At 41.4% G+C, this 15,056-nt stretch carries 21 protein-coding genes, 6 tRNA genes and 1 other annotated feature; of the genes, 1 reads left to right on the forward strand and 26 read right to left on the reverse strand.

The window, feature by feature from the left end; translation table 11 throughout:
• Positions 1-9: 9 nt before the first annotated feature.
• From rplF to FD729_RS01890, 22 genes are all read right to left on the reverse strand, one after another.
• Positions 10-543, reverse strand: coding sequence for a 50S ribosomal protein L6 (gene rplF / locus FD729_RS01785; protein ID WP_159931574.1), 534 nt, complete (start codon positions 541-543; stop codon positions 10-12).
• A gap of 12 nt (positions 544-555) precedes the next feature.
• Positions 556-948, reverse strand: a complete 393-nt coding sequence (rpsH, locus tag FD729_RS01790) for a 30S ribosomal protein S8 (protein ID WP_159931575.1) — start codon at positions 946-948, stop codon at positions 556-558.
• A gap of 33 nt (positions 949-981) precedes the next feature.
• A complete protein-coding gene (rpsN, locus tag FD729_RS01795) occupies positions 982-1,287 on the reverse strand; it encodes a 30S ribosomal protein S14 (RefSeq protein ID WP_159931576.1) in 306 nt (101 codons plus the stop codon).
• 14 nt (positions 1,288-1,301) lie between these two features.
• On the reverse strand, positions 1,302-1,841 hold the full coding sequence (gene rplE / locus FD729_RS01800) for a 50S ribosomal protein L5 (protein ID WP_159931577.1): 540 nt from the start codon (positions 1,839-1,841) through the stop codon (positions 1,302-1,304).
• Positions 1,842-1,856: 15 nt separating this feature from the next.
• Positions 1,857-2,171 carry a 50S ribosomal protein L24 gene (gene rplX, locus FD729_RS01805; protein ID WP_159931578.1) on the reverse strand — a complete coding sequence of 105 codons (315 nt, stop codon included), beginning with the start codon at positions 2,169-2,171 and terminating at the stop codon, positions 1,857-1,859.
• Positions 2,172-2,181: 10 nt separating this feature from the next.
• Positions 2,182-2,553 (reverse strand): 50S ribosomal protein L14, encoded by a 372-nt coding sequence (gene rplN, locus FD729_RS01810; RefSeq protein ID WP_159931579.1) that lies wholly within the window; start codon positions 2,551-2,553, stop codon positions 2,182-2,184.
• A 1,060-nt stretch (positions 2,554-3,613) separates the two neighbouring features.
• Positions 3,614-3,868, reverse strand: a complete 255-nt coding sequence (gene rpsQ, locus FD729_RS01815; RefSeq protein ID WP_159931580.1) for a 30S ribosomal protein S17 — start codon at positions 3,866-3,868, stop codon at positions 3,614-3,616.
• Positions 3,865-4,065 carry a 50S ribosomal protein L29 gene (gene rpmC, locus FD729_RS01820; RefSeq protein WP_159931581.1) on the reverse strand — a complete coding sequence of 67 codons (201 nt, stop codon included), beginning with the start codon at positions 4,063-4,065 and terminating at the stop codon, positions 3,865-3,867. Before rpmC ends, rpsQ begins: the two co-directional genes overlap by 4 nt.
• Positions 4,065-4,475 carry a 50S ribosomal protein L16 gene (rplP, locus tag FD729_RS01825; protein WP_159931582.1) on the reverse strand — a complete coding sequence of 137 codons (411 nt, stop codon included), beginning with the start codon at positions 4,473-4,475 and terminating at the stop codon, positions 4,065-4,067. The genes rpmC and rplP overlap by 1 nt, the downstream gene beginning before the upstream one ends.
• A gap of 12 nt (positions 4,476-4,487) precedes the next feature.
• A complete protein-coding gene (rpsC, locus tag FD729_RS01830; protein WP_159931583.1) occupies positions 4,488-5,189 on the reverse strand; it encodes a 30S ribosomal protein S3 in 702 nt (233 codons plus the stop codon).
• Between the two features lie 17 nt (positions 5,190-5,206).
• Positions 5,207-5,539: a 50S ribosomal protein L22 gene (gene rplV / locus FD729_RS01835; RefSeq protein WP_159931584.1), complete on the reverse strand. Its 333-nt coding sequence runs from the start codon at positions 5,537-5,539 to the stop codon at positions 5,207-5,209.
• Positions 5,540-5,552: 13 nt separating this feature from the next.
• Positions 5,553-5,831, reverse strand: a complete 279-nt coding sequence (gene rpsS, locus FD729_RS01840) for a 30S ribosomal protein S19 (protein ID WP_159931585.1) — start codon at positions 5,829-5,831, stop codon at positions 5,553-5,555.
• Positions 5,832-5,847: 16 nt separating this feature from the next.
• Entirely contained in the window at positions 5,848-6,672 is an 825-nt protein-coding gene (gene rplB, locus FD729_RS01845; RefSeq protein ID WP_159931586.1) for a 50S ribosomal protein L2, read from the reverse strand.
• Positions 6,673-6,686: 14 nt separating this feature from the next.
• Positions 6,687-6,989, reverse strand: a complete 303-nt coding sequence (gene rplW / locus FD729_RS01850; RefSeq protein ID WP_159931587.1) for a 50S ribosomal protein L23 — start codon at positions 6,987-6,989, stop codon at positions 6,687-6,689.
• The gene (gene rplD / locus FD729_RS01855) at positions 6,986-7,591 is read right to left on the reverse strand and encodes a 50S ribosomal protein L4 (RefSeq protein WP_159931588.1); all 606 of its coding nucleotides are present in this window, start codon (positions 7,589-7,591) and stop codon (positions 6,986-6,988) included. Before rplD ends, rplW begins: the two co-directional genes overlap by 4 nt.
• Before the next feature lie 10 nt (positions 7,592-7,601).
• Positions 7,602-8,231 carry a 50S ribosomal protein L3 gene (gene rplC / locus FD729_RS01860; protein WP_159931589.1) on the reverse strand — a complete coding sequence of 210 codons (630 nt, stop codon included), beginning with the start codon at positions 8,229-8,231 and terminating at the stop codon, positions 7,602-7,604.
• Positions 8,232-8,263: 32 nt separating this feature from the next.
• Complete coding sequence (gene rpsJ / locus FD729_RS01865) at positions 8,264-8,575, reverse strand: 30S ribosomal protein S10 (RefSeq protein ID WP_159931590.1); 312 nt, start codon at positions 8,573-8,575, stop codon at positions 8,264-8,266.
• 398 nt (positions 8,576-8,973) lie between these two features.
• The gene (gene bfr / locus FD729_RS01870; protein ID WP_159931591.1) at positions 8,974-9,450 is read right to left on the reverse strand and encodes a bacterioferritin; all 477 of its coding nucleotides are present in this window, start codon (positions 9,448-9,450) and stop codon (positions 8,974-8,976) included.
• A 460-nt stretch (positions 9,451-9,910) separates the two neighbouring features.
• A tRNA-Thr gene (locus tag FD729_RS01875) sits at positions 9,911-9,986 on the reverse strand.
• 5 nt (positions 9,987-9,991) lie between these two features.
• Positions 9,992-10,066: transfer RNA gene (locus FD729_RS01880), tRNA-Gly, on the reverse strand.
• 207 nt (positions 10,067-10,273) lie between these two features.
• Positions 10,274-10,358: transfer RNA gene (locus FD729_RS01885), tRNA-Tyr, on the reverse strand.
• Between the two features lie 13 nt (positions 10,359-10,371).
• Positions 10,372-10,444, reverse strand: a tRNA-Thr gene (locus FD729_RS01890).
• 479 nt (positions 10,445-10,923) lie between these two features.
• Between FD729_RS01890 and coaA the strand changes: the two genes are divergently transcribed.
• The gene (gene coaA, locus FD729_RS01895; RefSeq protein ID WP_159931612.1) at positions 10,924-11,874 is read left to right on the forward strand and encodes a type I pantothenate kinase; all 951 of its coding nucleotides are present in this window, start codon (positions 10,924-10,926) and stop codon (positions 11,872-11,874) included.
• Positions 11,875-11,911: 37 nt separating this feature from the next.
• Here coaA and birA read toward each other — a convergent pair whose 3' ends face one another.
• From birA to FD729_RS01915, 4 genes are all read right to left on the reverse strand, one after another.
• Positions 11,912-12,871, reverse strand: coding sequence for a bifunctional biotin--[acetyl-CoA-carboxylase] ligase/biotin operon repressor BirA (gene birA, locus FD729_RS01900; protein WP_159931592.1), 960 nt, complete (start codon positions 12,869-12,871; stop codon positions 11,912-11,914).
• Entirely contained in the window at positions 12,868-13,902 is a 1,035-nt protein-coding gene (gene murB / locus FD729_RS01905) for a UDP-N-acetylmuramate dehydrogenase (RefSeq protein WP_159931593.1), read from the reverse strand. Before murB ends, birA begins: the two co-directional genes overlap by 4 nt.
• Before the next feature lie 176 nt (positions 13,903-14,078).
• Positions 14,079-14,499, reverse strand: a sequence feature (23S ribosomal RNA rRNA prediction is too short).
• A gap of 218 nt (positions 14,500-14,717) precedes the next feature.
• Positions 14,718-14,793 (reverse strand) — tRNA-Ala (locus tag FD729_RS01910).
• Between the two features lie 51 nt (positions 14,794-14,844).
• Positions 14,845-14,921 (reverse strand) — tRNA-Ile (locus tag FD729_RS01915).
• Positions 14,922-15,056: the final 135 nt, after the last annotated feature.

Raw genomic sequence — 15,056 nt, forward strand, 5'->3', positions numbered from 1 at the left:
TGTTTTACCTTACTTCTTCTTAGCCTCTTTAATACGCACGACTTCGTCGGCGTAACAGATACCTTTGCCTTTGTAAGGCTCAGGACGACGATAAGCACGCAAGTCAGCTGCAACCTGACCGATTTGTTGTTTATCAGCGCCCTTCAGCACGATTTCAGTCTGTGTTGGACATTCTGCAATGATACCTGTAGGAAGTTGATGATCAATAGGATGAGAAAAACCCAGTGATAAATTGACTATGTTACCTTTAATTGCCGCACGATAACCAACACCAATCAGTCTAAGCTTCTTAGTGAAGCCTTCAGTAACACCAATAATCATACCGTTCAGCAACGCACGGGCAGTACCTGCCTGCGCCCAACCATTTGCAAAACCATCGCGAGGAGAGAAAATAAGTGCTTTGTTAGCATACTTAACTTCTACGGCACTATTGATAGTACGAGTCAGCTCACCATTTTTACCTTTGATAAAAATTACCTGGCCGTTGAGTTTTACTTCTACACCGGCAGGAATAACGACAGGTGCTTTAGCCACACGAGACATATTTCCTCCGATTTACGCCACATAGCAGATAATTTCACCACCAATCCCAGCCTGACGTGCAGCGTGATCAGTCATGACACCTTTAGAGGTAGAAATCACCGCTATACCTAAACCTGCCATCACTTTAGGCAACTCATCTTTTTTCTTATAGATACGCAGACCCGGCCGACTAACACGCTGAATACTTTCTACAACAGCTTTACTCTGAAAATATTTAAGTGTTAATTCCAGTTCCCGCTTGATATCACCTTCTATTTTAAAATCTTCAATGTAACCTTCTTCCTTCAGCACGCTAGCAATTGCCACTTTCAGCTTAGAGGAAGGCATGATAACCGTAAGTTTTTTCGCGGCTTGACCGTTACGGATACGGGTCAGCATATCGGCAATTGGATCTTGCATGCTCATCTGTCTTTACTCCCGTGATTCAATTAGTGACAATTACCAGCTGGCCTTTTTCAGGCCTGGGATTTCACCGCGCATAGCAGCTTCACGCACCTTAATACGGCTCAACCCGAACTTCCTCAAGAAACCGTGTGGACGCCCTGTTTGACGGCAGCGATTACGCTGACGAGATGGGCTGGAATCACGTGGGAGAGTCTGAAGCTTAAGAACAGCATTCCAACGCATTTCATCGGAAGCATTCAAATTATAAATAATCTTTTTTAGTTCAGTCCGTTTTGAGAAAAATTTATTTGCTAATCTTAAACGCTTAATTTCGCGCGCTTTCATTGATTGCTTAGCCATTAAGTAATCCTATCTTACTTCCGAAACGGGAAGTCAAAGGCAGTCAGAAGAGCACGGCCTTCATCATTAGATTTCGCAGTAGTAGTAATAGTGATATCTAAACCACGCACTCGATCAACTTTGTCGTAGTCAATTTCTGGAAAAATAATCTGCTCACGGACGCCCATGCTATAGTTGCCACGACCATCGAAAGATTTTATAGACAAACCACGAAAGTCACGGATACGTGGCACGGCAATGATGATCAGCCGCTCAAAAAACTCCCACATACGCTCACCGCGTAAAGTGACTTTACAGCCAATGGGATAGCCCTGACGGATTTTAAAGCCTGCAACTGATTTACGTGCTTTGGTGACCAGAGGCTTTTGACCGGAAATTGCTGCTAAGTTAGCTGTTGCATTTTCTAGTAGTTTCTTATCAGTTATTGCTTCACCAACTCCCATGTTCAGGGTGATCTTCTCTACCCGAGGGACTTGCATGACAGAAGTGTAGCCGAACTCTGTCATGAGTTTCTGAACTACTTTATCTTTATAGTAATCATGCAGTTTCGCCATCGTAATACTCCAATATTACTTAATGATTTCATTATTAGATTTGAAGAAGCGGACTTTTTTACCGTCTTCGAATCTAAAGCCTACTCGGTCGGCTTTACACGTCGCTGTATTAAAAATTGAAACATTAGAAACTTGAATAACAGATTCTTTTTCAACAATACCACCAGGTTGATTCAGATCTGGAATCTGCTTCTGATGTTTCTTAACCAATTTGATACCTTCCACAATGACCTTATTATAAGGTAGAACATCCTTAACTTTACCGCGCTTACCTTTATCTTTACCGGTTATAACGATGACTTCGTCATTACGACGGATTTTTGCTGCCATTGTTTGCTCCTTAGAGTACTTCTGGTGCCAACGAGATGATCTTCATGAATTTTTCATTGCGTAATTCACGAGTCACCGGACCAAAAATACGTGTTCCGATTGGCTGCTCGCTATTATTATTCAAAATAACACATGCGTTACCATCAAATCGAATGACAGAACCGTCCGGGCGACGCACACCTTTCTTCGTACGCACTACCACTGCTTTCAACACATCACCTTTTTTCACCTTACCACGTGGAATTGCTTCCTTGATGGTAATTTTGATGATATCGCCTATGCCGGCATAACGGCGACGCGAGCCTCCCAGAACCTTGATACACATTACGCTACGTGCACCGGAGTTATCGGCAACGCTTAGCATAGTCTGTCCTTGGATCATTTTTGTGCTCCGATAATATCAATTACTATTTTGGGACCCAAATTTCAGGTCGCTAGAAAGCCCCATATTCTAAAGGCGCGGCATTGTAACACCGGTTCTAACACATAGATAGGAAAATGCACAGCTTAACAACGGAGATATTGATCTCCCCCCTCGTATTACGAGGGGAAAGCATATACTTCAGGCATAGTATCAATAACAATTAGCATCTGTTTTATTTGCAAACCGCACTATCAGCCCTATTCGTTACGAATATATCTCATTAACTTTATAGCCAATAGAGTAAATTTAACGAATAGATAACTATTCATTTCTCCTCTGCGAACTAAGACCTTTTCGTTGCTTATGCTATAGACCTATCTAGATCAGTCCTAGCTTTTAAAATCGCACCAAGCCATACCTTTATATTTTTTTAAGCACCTTATTCCTTCATAACTTCTCCATGTTGATACTACAGCACTTAACGTGTATTATTACACATGGCTCTGTCTTTCACCCAGTGTGAACGAATCTTTTATCAAAGATATTGAAAAAATAATAAAGAGCAAAATTGTCGACACTCGGTACAATTTTCACAGCAAGACACATATTCGAAACAGACAGTGTATGGCTGGTACTCGATGTGATTTTCGATAATTCAAAATATTTACATAGATTATTTCATACATAAACCGAAAATCTTCATATAACTAATCCAATATAATATTGATTTATCAAGACTACAGGGGATATCGTTATATTTACTCCGCTAAATATACGTATAAATCTCGAAATAAATTACAATCCTATAAAAAAATTTTTTTCGGATCATCTTTTGCCAGATAAGGCAAAGATAAATAGCTAGTTAAAAAAACCTGGTTGCTTATAAGAATAACATATTTAATAAATGATATATCAGGTAGATAAATAAGAAGAAAACTCTAGTCATCATCTTCTTTGTGACTTTTTATTACCTGTGTTAAATCACCACACAACATCCACTTAATTGTTATTAAGAATTTCTTTAAAGTGCAAAATCCCTCTGCTTCGGCAGAGAGATTTTCAGAAAAAATTATTCTCGTTATAAAACTGCTTTCTGAAGAACACGAACTAACATCCAGGATTTTGTCTTTGATAACGGGCGGCTTTCACGAATTTCAACCACATCACCAATTCCACATTCATTGTTCTCGTCATGGACGTGCAGCTTAGTCGTACGCCTGATGAATTTACCATAGATTGGGTGCTTCACAAAACGTTCGATAGAAACAACAGCAGATTTCTGCATTTTATCACTAATAACACGACCCTGCACCGTACGGATTTTATCCGTCATACTGCACCACCTGCCTTCTCAGTTAGTAAAGTTTTAACGCGTGCAACATCACGGCGAATTTTCTTCAGTAGATGATTTTGCTGAATCCCTTGTCCAGATGCTACCTGCATACGTAAGTTAAATTGCTCACGTAGCAGACTCAGCAGCTCAGTCTTCAGCTCTTCAGGGTTTTTTTTACGCAGCTCAGTTGCTTTCATTACATCACCGTCTTAGTAACAAAGGTAGTTTTCATAGGAAGTTTTGCTGCTGCTAACTTGAATGCTTCACGTGCTAATTCTTCTGGAACACTGTCCATTTCATACAAAACCTTGCCCGGTTGAATTAGGGCAACCCAGTATTCTACATTACCCTTACCTTTACCCATACGCACTTCTAACGGTTTCTCGGTGATTGGTTTATCTGGAAACACACGAATCCAAATTTTCCCTTGACGCTTAATTGCACGAGTCATAGCACGACGTGCTGCCTCGATCTGACGAGCAGTCAGACGACCACGGCCCACAGCTTTTAGACCGAAAGTGCCGAAGCTCACATCTGTACCCTGCGCCAAACCGCGGTTACGACCTTTGTGCACTTTACGAAATTTTGTACGCTTTGGTTGTAACATCAGCGACTCTCCTTACTTACGAACTTTACGCTGCTGCTTCTTCGGTTGAGAAGCTGATTTTTCCGGTTGTTCAACAGCAGCCATACCACCCAAGATCTCCCCTTTGAATATCCACACCTTAACACCGATCACACCGTAAGTAGTTTGCGCTTCTGAAGTATTATAGTCAATGTCAGCACGAAGTGTGTGCAATGGTACCCGGCCTTCACGATACCATTCAGTACGTGCAATCTCAGCTCCTCCCAGACGTCCACTTACTTCAACTTTGATACCTTTCGCACCCAACCGCATGGCGTTTTGAACAGCACGCTTCATCGCGCGACGGAACATTACACGGCGCTCTAACTGTGAAGTGATGCTGTCAGCAACTAGTTTTGCGTCCAACTCCGGTTTACGGACTTCAGCAATATTAATTTGTGCCGGTACGCCAGCGATTTTCGCGACTACCGTGCGTAATTTTTCTACATCTTCACCTTTTTTACCTATAACAATACCTGGTCGAGCGGTATGAATAGTAACACGGATACTCTTAGCCGGACGCTCGATAACGATGCGAGATACAGACGCTTTCATCAGTGCTTTATTTAGGAACTGACGAACTTTAAAATCGCTTTCCAAATTATCTGCGAATTCCTTCGTACTTGCAAACCAAGTAGAGTTCCATGGTCTTACAATACCTAAACGAATACCATTAGGATGTACTTTCTGACCCATTGCTAATCTCCAGAGTCTCAGCGATCGGACACAACCACAGTAATGTGGCTAGTGCGCTTCAGGACACGATCCGCACGACCTTTGGCACGCGGCGTAATTCGCTTCATACTCGGTCCTTCATCTGCGAAAATTTTCGCAATTTTCAGATCATCAATATCCACACCATCGTTGTGTTCAGCGTTAGCAATGGCAGATTCTAGGACCTTTTTGACCAATAAAGCTGCTTTCTTGTTGGTATAAGTTAGAATTTCCAGAGCCTGCGATACTTTTTCACCTCGAATCAGGTCAACCACTAAGCGCACCTTCTGAGCAGAAGAACGAGCATGGCGATGTTGAGCAATAGTTTCCATCTCTTTCTCCGGCTTATTTTTTCTTAATTTTCTTATCAATAGTGTGACCACGATAAGTACGTGTTGGTGCAAATTCACCTAACTTGTGGCCGACCATTTCGTCGGAAACAAAGACAGGTACGTGTTGACGTCCATTATGGACAGCAATGGTCAACCCAATCATGTTAGGGAAGATGGTTGAACGACGGGACCAAGTGCGCAGCGGCTTCTTATCTCCGCTTTCCACTGCTTTCTCTACCTTCTTCAGCAAGTGCAGGTCAACAAATGGACCTTTCTTGAGAGAACGTGGCATGTCTTATCCTCTAAAATTATTTGCTACTACGATGACGTATAATAAATTTGTCAGTACGCTTATTGCTACGTGTCTTCTTACCTTTAGTTTGAATACCCCAAGGAGTAACTGGGTGTTTACCAAAGTTACGACCTTCACCACCACCGTGCGGATGATCAACTGGGTTCATTGCAGTACCACGCACAGTCGGACGAATACCACGCCAACGCATCGCACCAGCTTTGCCTAGAACGCGTAGCATGTGCTCAGAATTTCCGACTTCGCCTAAAGTAGCGCGGCAGTCAGCTTCTACTTTACGCATTTCTCCTGATCGCAACCTCAAGGTAACGTAAGATCCTTCACGCGCAAGGATCTGCACGTACGATCCAGCAGAGCGAGCAATTTGACCACCTTTTCCTGGCTTGATTTCTACGTTATGCACGGTAGAACCTACTGGGATGTTACGCATTGGTAGCGTATTCCCTGGTCTAATAGCAGCATCAACACCAGACTGAATTTTGTCATCGCCTTTCAGTCCTTTAGGCGCTAAAATATAACGACGTTCGCCATCCTTGTACAAAATTAGTGCGATGTTCGCAGAGCGATTCGGATCGTACTCAAGACGTTCAACAACTGCTGGAATACCGTCTTTGTTACGTTTGAAGTCAATAATACGATATGCTTGCTTATGACCACCACCTATATGACGAGTAGTAATACGACCGTTATTGTTCCGGCCTCCTGATTTATTTTTTTTCCCCAGAAGCGGGACAAAAGGTTTGCCCTTGTGCAGTTCAGGGTTCACCACCTTAACGACATGACGACGACCCGGAGATGTCGGTTTACATTTCATAATTACCATGGTCTTTCTCCGACTTACTTAGTACCACTTATGAAGTCTAGGTTCTGTCCATCCTTCAAAGTTACGTAAGCTTTTTTCCAGTCGCTACGACGACCTATATGTTTTCCGTGACGCTTAACCTTACCTTTAACAACTAGAGTGTTTACGTGTAGAACTTTTACTTCAAAAAGTTCTTCCACAGCGGCGAAGATCTCTGTTTTAATAGCGTCTTTCGCAACTTTAAGCACGATAGTATTATTCTTTTCTATTGCAGTAGACGCTTTTTCAGATACGTGCGGCCCGCGTAGTAATTTCAGTAGACGTTCTTCACGAATCATGCCAGCATCTCCTCAATTTGCTGGACTGCTCCAACAGTCATAACGACATTTTCAAAAGCGATTAAGCTCACTGGGTCTATACTTGCTGCATCACGTACATCAACTTTATATAGGTTACGCGCAGCTAAGAACAGGTTTTCATCCAATTCACTGGTAATGATTAACACATCTTCCAGATCCATGTCTTTCAGCTTCTGTACTAGTAGCTTAGTTTTCGCTGCCTCTACAGAGAACCTCTCAACAACTATTAGACGCTCTTGACGTATCAACTCAGACAGAATGCTTTTTAGCGCACCGCGGTACATTTTTTTGTTAACTTTTTGGCTATGGTCCTGTGGACGTGCAGCAAAAGTGATACCTCCTGAACGCCAAATCGGACTCCTGATAGAACCTGAACGTGCACGACCAGTACCTTTTTGACGCCATGGCTTTTTACCTGAACCACTTACTTTAGCACGAGTTTTCTGCGCTCGGGTACCTTGACGGGCACCTGCAGCATATGCAACAACAACTTGATGAACTAGTGCTTTATTAAAAGCTCGACCGAAGGTAGTTTCGGAAACAGTCATCGTGTTCTGCGCATTTTTTAGTGGTAATTCCATTGCTATCCCCTTACATCTTCACAGCTGGTTTAACGATCAGGTCGCTACCGGTTGCACCAGGGACAGCACCTTTGACTAGCAGTAAATTACGATTAGTGTCAACGCGTATAACATTTAGGCTCTGAACGGTTATACGCTCATTACCCAACTGACCTGCCATTTTCTTACCCTTGAACACTTTTCCAGGAGTCTGGTTCTGACCGATAGAACCTGCAACGCGATGAGAAAGGGAATTACCGTGCGTTGCGTCTTGGGTACGGAAGTTCCATCGTTTAACCGTACCTGCGAACCCTTTTCCTTTAGAGGTACCAGTTACGTCTACTTTTCTAACATCATTAAAAACTTCAATACCGATGCTTTGGCCAACAGAATATTCTTCACCTTGAGAGGTACGAAATTCCCATAGACCACGGCCAGCTTCTACGCCAGCTTTAGCAAAATGCCCAGCTTCAGGCTTGGTTACACAGTTCGGTTTTTTATTACCTGTGGTAACCTGAATTGCTTGGTAGCCATCATTTTCCAGGACTTTGACTTGGGTAATACGGTTCGCTTCAATTTCTATTACAGTTACTGGGACAGAAACACCATCTTCAGTAAAGATACGGGTCATGCCCATTTTTTTACCTACTAAACCAATCATTGTATCAACCTCTTAATCGCCCGATGATCTGATTAACCTAGGCTGATCTGTACATCTACACCGGCAGCCAGATCCAAACGCATCAGTGCATCAACGGTTTTTTCAGTTGGCTCAACGATGTCTACCAGACGCTGGTGAGTACGAATTTCATACTGATCGCGCGCATCTTTATTAACGTGTGGTGAGATTAGAACGGTAAAACGTTCTTTACGAGTCGGCAACGGAATTGGACCATGCACATGCGCACCAGTACGCTTGGCAGTCTCAACGATTTCCGCGGTTGATTGATCGATCAAACGATGATCAAACGCTTTAAGACGGATACGGATTCTTTGGTTCTGCATAAGACCAGAACTCCAAACTTTGGATAGACGAAAAAAACACCCCTCGTACCCATTATAATTGATAGGGGAGTGTAATTGTTCAGCATATAACTCCCCAATTGGGAGTGTTGTTAGGCGACCTAAGTATGCTGCCGCCTGCGATCCTGCTTTAATCACGTCTGCCAATATTGACAGGACAGCATATTGTACGTAAATCTACTTAGGAAGCAACCTGTGTTTTGTTTTAATCTCCTTTTTAATACTATTAATCTATTTACATTTTACATCGGGCAACTAAATAAGAAGTAAGTTGAACCGATAACAATATGAGACACGAAAAAGAGAAAAACGCAAGCCTTCTCATATTTCAGCTAAACTTCTCTGATACGGGCTGTCTTATTAATGTAGTTATTAAAAGTTCACTTTCCTTCTCTCATTTGCATTTGCAAGTAATTTTGGATACCTATTTTATTTATCAAAGACAGCTCAGTTTCAATCCAGTCGATATGGTGTTCCTCATCTACTAAGATATTGATCATAATGTCGCGGCTAACATAGTCATGCACTTTATCAGCAAAAGCGATAGCTTCGCGCAAGTCACTTACCCCCTCCATCTCCAACCGAAGATCAGAATGCAACATTTCCTCAATATCTTTACCAATCTGCAACTGACCTATATCTTGTAAATTGGGGATACCCTCAAGAAATAAAATACGCTCGATATATTTATCAGCATGCTTCATCTCGTCAAGAGATTCATGATACTCTGTATCATTAAGTTGCATTAAGCCCCAATTTTTGAATATACGAGCATGTAGAAAGTACTGGCTAATAGCAACTAATTCATTTCCTAATAATTTATTAAGATGCCTTATGATTTTAATCTCGCCTTTCATCTCACTGCCTCCACTTCTAGTTAAATTAGATCGTAGATGCGGATAAAAAGAAGTCAAAAAACTCGATGAAATAATGGGTCTTTAGATAAAATTAAGTGGAATATAAGGTAATTTTCTTTGTAGAGGAGCACATCTACTCTATATATTTCAATTAATAACAGCTCTACTCTTTACCGAATCCGAGATTTTGTCATGAACTATGTACATACATAAAGTATGTGCACTGCTTACCTTTTAACTAAATTATCCCTACAGACGGGACGCAGAAGATGGCTAATTTACTAATGCTAATAACGAATCACTTTAGTAAAAACTACACTTACATCCCGTTCTACCCTGCAGGAATTGCAAACAGAATCCCTATCGTGTATTGTGAGATACAAAGAAATATTAAGAATATTTTTATAATTAACTAATTTGTCTATGAATTTAATATTCTAAAGAAAATTAGAATTATAATTGGTGCTGATACCCAGAATCGAACTGGGGACCTCACCCTTACCAAGGGTGTGCTCTACCAACTGAGCCATATCAGCATATTTGGAGCGGGCAGCGGGGATCGAACCCGCATCATCAGCTTGGAAGGCTGAGGTAATAACCATTATACGATGCCCGCATCTTACTTAGAACACGATTTCTTGTTCTCTTGTAGTTTTATGAGTATAGAAAAATTCTCCTACAATATTTTATTTCCACCGAAGTGGCTGACTAATACGAACTATGCTTTAGCATAGTGTTTCTTCCGATAAGAAGAATAAATAACTCACTAACATATCAATTGTATATAACCTGTCTTTATCCGCAACCAACCGAAAAATTGAGATGGTGGTGGGAGAAGGATTCGAACCTTCGAAGTCTATGACGGCAGATTTACAGTCTGCTCCCTTTGGCCGCTCGGGAATCCCACCTACTTACTGATGATGCCGGCTACCGGAATTGAACTGGTGACCTACTGATTACAAGTCAGTTGCTCTACCAACTGAGCTAAGCCGGCTTCAATTGAAGCGCATTCTAGAAATATAGACGACAATATGCAACAAAAAAATTCTTAAAACGGCTCTATCGTTTATTTTTCTACAAGTGCTCGAATTGTAGCAATTTACTGCAACCATTTATAATAACTAGCTGTTTTCACGCACGACGACTACTCTTTTGTCCCTCTTTGCTTAAGGTTACATCTTTAACTACTAGGACTGCTTTTTTTATTGAGGTATATAAAAGTTACTAAAGAAAGAAATAATAGGGAACACTTGTAATGTTAACAACATTACAAGTGAGATTATACACTGCTGTTATTTGTGAAAGCGAGCACAAATTTACTATTTTTCTTCTTCGTATAATTAAAGGGATATTAAATCTCTTTACCGATTCTTATTTTTGAGAAAAAACCTGTAGTGATATTTCCATATCACTACAGGTTTTTTTAGCTGTATGATATGAATGAGATTTAATTTGCAGTTAGACGTAATATTTATGCATGAAAAAAATTCACCTCTGAGAACGCCTTATTTAGAGTTTACACGCAAACAGTGGGCTGCCTTGCGAAATTCTGTGCCGATGACATTAACAGAAGGAGAAATTACACAATTAAAAGGCATTAATGAAGATTTATCATTAGAAGAAGTTGCAGAAATCTATCTTCCTTTATCGCGTTTGTTCAATTTTTATATCAGTTCCAACTTGCGTCGCCAGGAAGTACTTGAGCAATTCTTAGGTACTAATAGACAGAAAATTCCCTATATTATTAGCATTGCTGGAAGCGTGGCTGTAGGTAAAAGCACAACAGCGCGTGTGCTGAAAGCATTGCTGAGTCGCTGGCCAGAGCATCGTAAAGTTGAGCTCATCACTACAGATGGTTTTCTGCATCCTAATGCGGTGCTAAAAAAGCTATCCCTAATGAAAAAAAAAGGTTTCCCGCAATCTTATGACATACATCGGCTAGTGAACTTCGTTTCAGATTTAAAATCCGGCACCAACCAAGTTACTGCGCCCATATATTCTCATCTGACTTACGATGTTATTCCTGAGGGTGGTAAAGTATTGTATCAACCCGACATACTGATTCTTGAAGGATTAAATGTATTACAAAGTGGAATGGATTACCCTCACGATCCGCATCATGTCTTTGTCTCAGACTTTGTTGATTTTTCTATCTATGTAGACGCACCTGAAGATCTGCTACAGCATTGGTATATCGATAGATTTTTAAAATTTCGCAAAGGCGCCTTTACTGATCCAAACTCTTATTTCCATCATTATGCTCAGCTTTCTGAAGAGAAAGCAGTAGAAATAGCTACTAGTTTATGGAAAGAAATCAACTTGCTAAACTTACAGGAAAATATCTTACCCACGCGTGCACGAGCAAGTCTTATTATGAGGAAAAGCAGTAATCATGCTGTGGAAAGAGTTTGGCTACGTAAGTAGCCCTTGAAAAGATTGCCTTAGACGGGGCAGTTTTTGTTTACTGTGATCGCAGAGATATTTCTCCCCCTAACCATGACTTCAATTCTCCATTCTGCTCGAGTACTAAACCGCCTTGCTTATCGATTCCACGTGCTATTCCATTAATTTCTTGATTACCGATTAATAACTTAACAGGACGATTAATGAAGTTATCTAGCTGCCTCCATCGCTCGGTAAAAGGTACTAGTCCATCACGCTCAAATACAAGCAAAGCTGCACGTAGGCTATTAATTAACTTAGCTGCAAGATCATTACGATTGACAACAATTCCAGCTTCCTGCAGGTCGATCCATTTCTGATTGATTTGCTCTGTATTCGTACTGTACATTGCTAAATTAATACCAGCTCCAATAACAATTTGCGCTGCATCGCCTATTTTTCCTATTAGTTCGACGAGGATACCAGCTAATTTACGATCATGTAAATAAAGATCGTTAGGCCACTTAACACGTACATCTTGTACCCCAAACTGGTGTAAAATCTCTGCCATTACAATGCCAATAACGAGACTGACCCCTATAGCCGCAGCGGGTCCTTGCTCTAGGCACCAATACGTTGACACATAAAGATTTGCTCCGAAAGGTGAGAACCATCGCCGCCCGCGCCTTCCCCTTCCAGCCTGCTGATATTCAGCAATACAAGTAGCGCCAGATTGCAGCTCACTTATGCGGTTAAGTAAGTACTGGTTAGTAGAATCAATAATGGGAATTACATCTAGATTTGGCTCTTTTAGTTGCGAGAGAATCTTTTTTTTATCTAGCAATTGTAATGGCGCTGGCAAGCTATACCCTTTACCAGTAACTGTATAGATATCTAGTCCCCAGCTTTTTAGAGTCTGAATATGTTTGTTTATTGCAGCTCGACTCATACCCAATGATTTACCAAAATTTGCTCCGGAATGAAATTCTCCATCTGAGAGTATCTCAATTAATTTTAAAGGGATGCTATAGTCTTTCATAAAATTGCCTTTATAGGAGTGTTGTACTCTCCATGCGCACCAATAAAGCGTACCTCAGGCTCAAGCCAGACATCAAATTTTTTCCCAACATGAAAACGCACAGTTTTAGCAAGTTCAATAATATCCTGGGATGTAGCATGTCCGACATTGATAAGAACCAGCGCCTGTTTCTGATAGACCTCCGCACCACCGATGCGTAACCCTTTTAACTGACATTGATCGATTAACCAACCCGCAGCCAGTTTGACCTTTCCATTCACTTGTGGGTAGGAAGGTATACCTGGATAGGTCATCTTAAGCATTTCAGCCTTTTCATAACTTACGAGAGGATTTTTAAAAAAACTGCCAACATTACCTGTCATGCATGTCTCTGGCAGCTTGCTTTTACGCATATAACAAATAGTATTAAAGACTTCAAATGCGGTAACAGTAACAGGATTTAGGCGAGCCAAATCACCATAGGTAAGTAGTGGTTGCCATTGTTTACTCAAATTGATTCCTACTGCTATAATTGCATAATATGGTTCATACTTGAAGATGCTATCACGGTAACCAAAGGCACACTCTTCACGATCGAGTCTTTGCGTAATTCCCGTATTCAGATTAAGGATGTCAACATACTCACAGACATCTTTGAACTCCATACCATAGGCGCCTATGTTTTGAACAGGCGCACTGCCTGTCATGCCAGGGATCAGTGCAAGGTTTTCAAGACCGTTAATTCCTTTCTTCAATGTCCATTCAACTAGCATATGCCAGTTTTCCCCAGCGCCTACGTGAAGTTTCCAGGCTTTGTCCTGCTCGTTAATTTTAATCCCTTTAATACGATTTAGTACTACAATACCGGCAAAATCATTGAGGAAAAGTACATTGCTGCCTGCGCCAAGTAGAAGAAATGGCTGATGGCGTCGTCTACTATTTTGCCAAGCGCTAAGAATTGTATTCGGCGTATCTGCAATAATGCGTTGACGCGCTTGGATTTTAAGGCCAAAGGTGTTGTCTGCTTGCAGAGAGAAATATTGAGGGGACATTATGCAACCTTTAAATTATCTCTGTACGGTACTGTACCACTAATTTACTACCGTAATAGCTCAAGGCTTTTATTTTAGGGGACGCCCTGATAAGGAAGAAGGAAGGTTGAGGGAGGGGTAGGGAGCCATATTACTGTTAGCGTAGTAGTATATTACTTCTAAGTTTAGACATGTGGGTCAGATGTAACTACCATTGCTAATGGTGCCGGGCAAATTCAAATTACTAGTATCTATTTGACCATACGGACGATCTGGTATGGAGTAGCTGAAATTTACGTCTTTTAAAACTCTTTTCAATAATAGTATCACCCTGTTCCCTACGACTTTCCAGACGCTTCCACTAATGCACAAACTGATTAAGGCTCTGGGCTGTTCCCCGTTCGCTCGCCACTACTAGGGGAATCTCGGTTGATTTCTTCTCCTCGGGGTACTTAGATGTTTCAGTTCCCCCGGTTTGCCTTATTAGCCTATGTATTGAGCTAATAATAGTGTGATTTATCACACTGGGTTTCCCCATTCGGACACCGCCGGTTATAACGGTTCATATCACCTTACCGGCGTTTTTCGCAGATTAGCACGTCCTTCATCGCCTCTGACTGCCAAGGCATCCACCGTGTACGCTTAATCACTTAACCTTACAACCCACAGACGTCTTATCCACGTGTTCTCACGGCCATTAAAAGATATGTGCGATGATGCCTGACAGCATCTGTATCTTCATATCTTCTATGAAGTCAAGAAAAGACAAATATTCCATAACATACCCTTAGGGATATTATGAAATATTTATTAACTATCAATGTTAAAGTCGATAATGGTGGAGCTAAGCGGGATCGAACCGCTGACCTCCTGCGTGCAAGGCAGGCGCTCTCCCAGCTGAGCTATAGCCCCAATAAGCTGCATAAGCAAATTATCAGGCTTAATACAACATAAGAAAGAATTTGGTAGGCCTGAGTGGACTTGAACCACCGACCTCACCCTTATCAGGGGTGCGCTCTAACCACCTGAGCTACAAGCCTGCCGGGATATGCGTCACGACTTCACAGCCATCTTGTTACTTTTTTATCAGACAATTTGTGTGAGCACTTCGAAGACAGCATTCTATAACAGAATAAGGAGGTGATCCAACCGCAGGTTCCCCTACGGTTACCTTG

The sequence above is a fragment of the Pantoea sp. Nvir genome (assembly GCF_009829915.1).
Classification (GTDB): domain Bacteria; phylum Pseudomonadota; class Gammaproteobacteria; order Enterobacterales; family Enterobacteriaceae; genus Pantoea.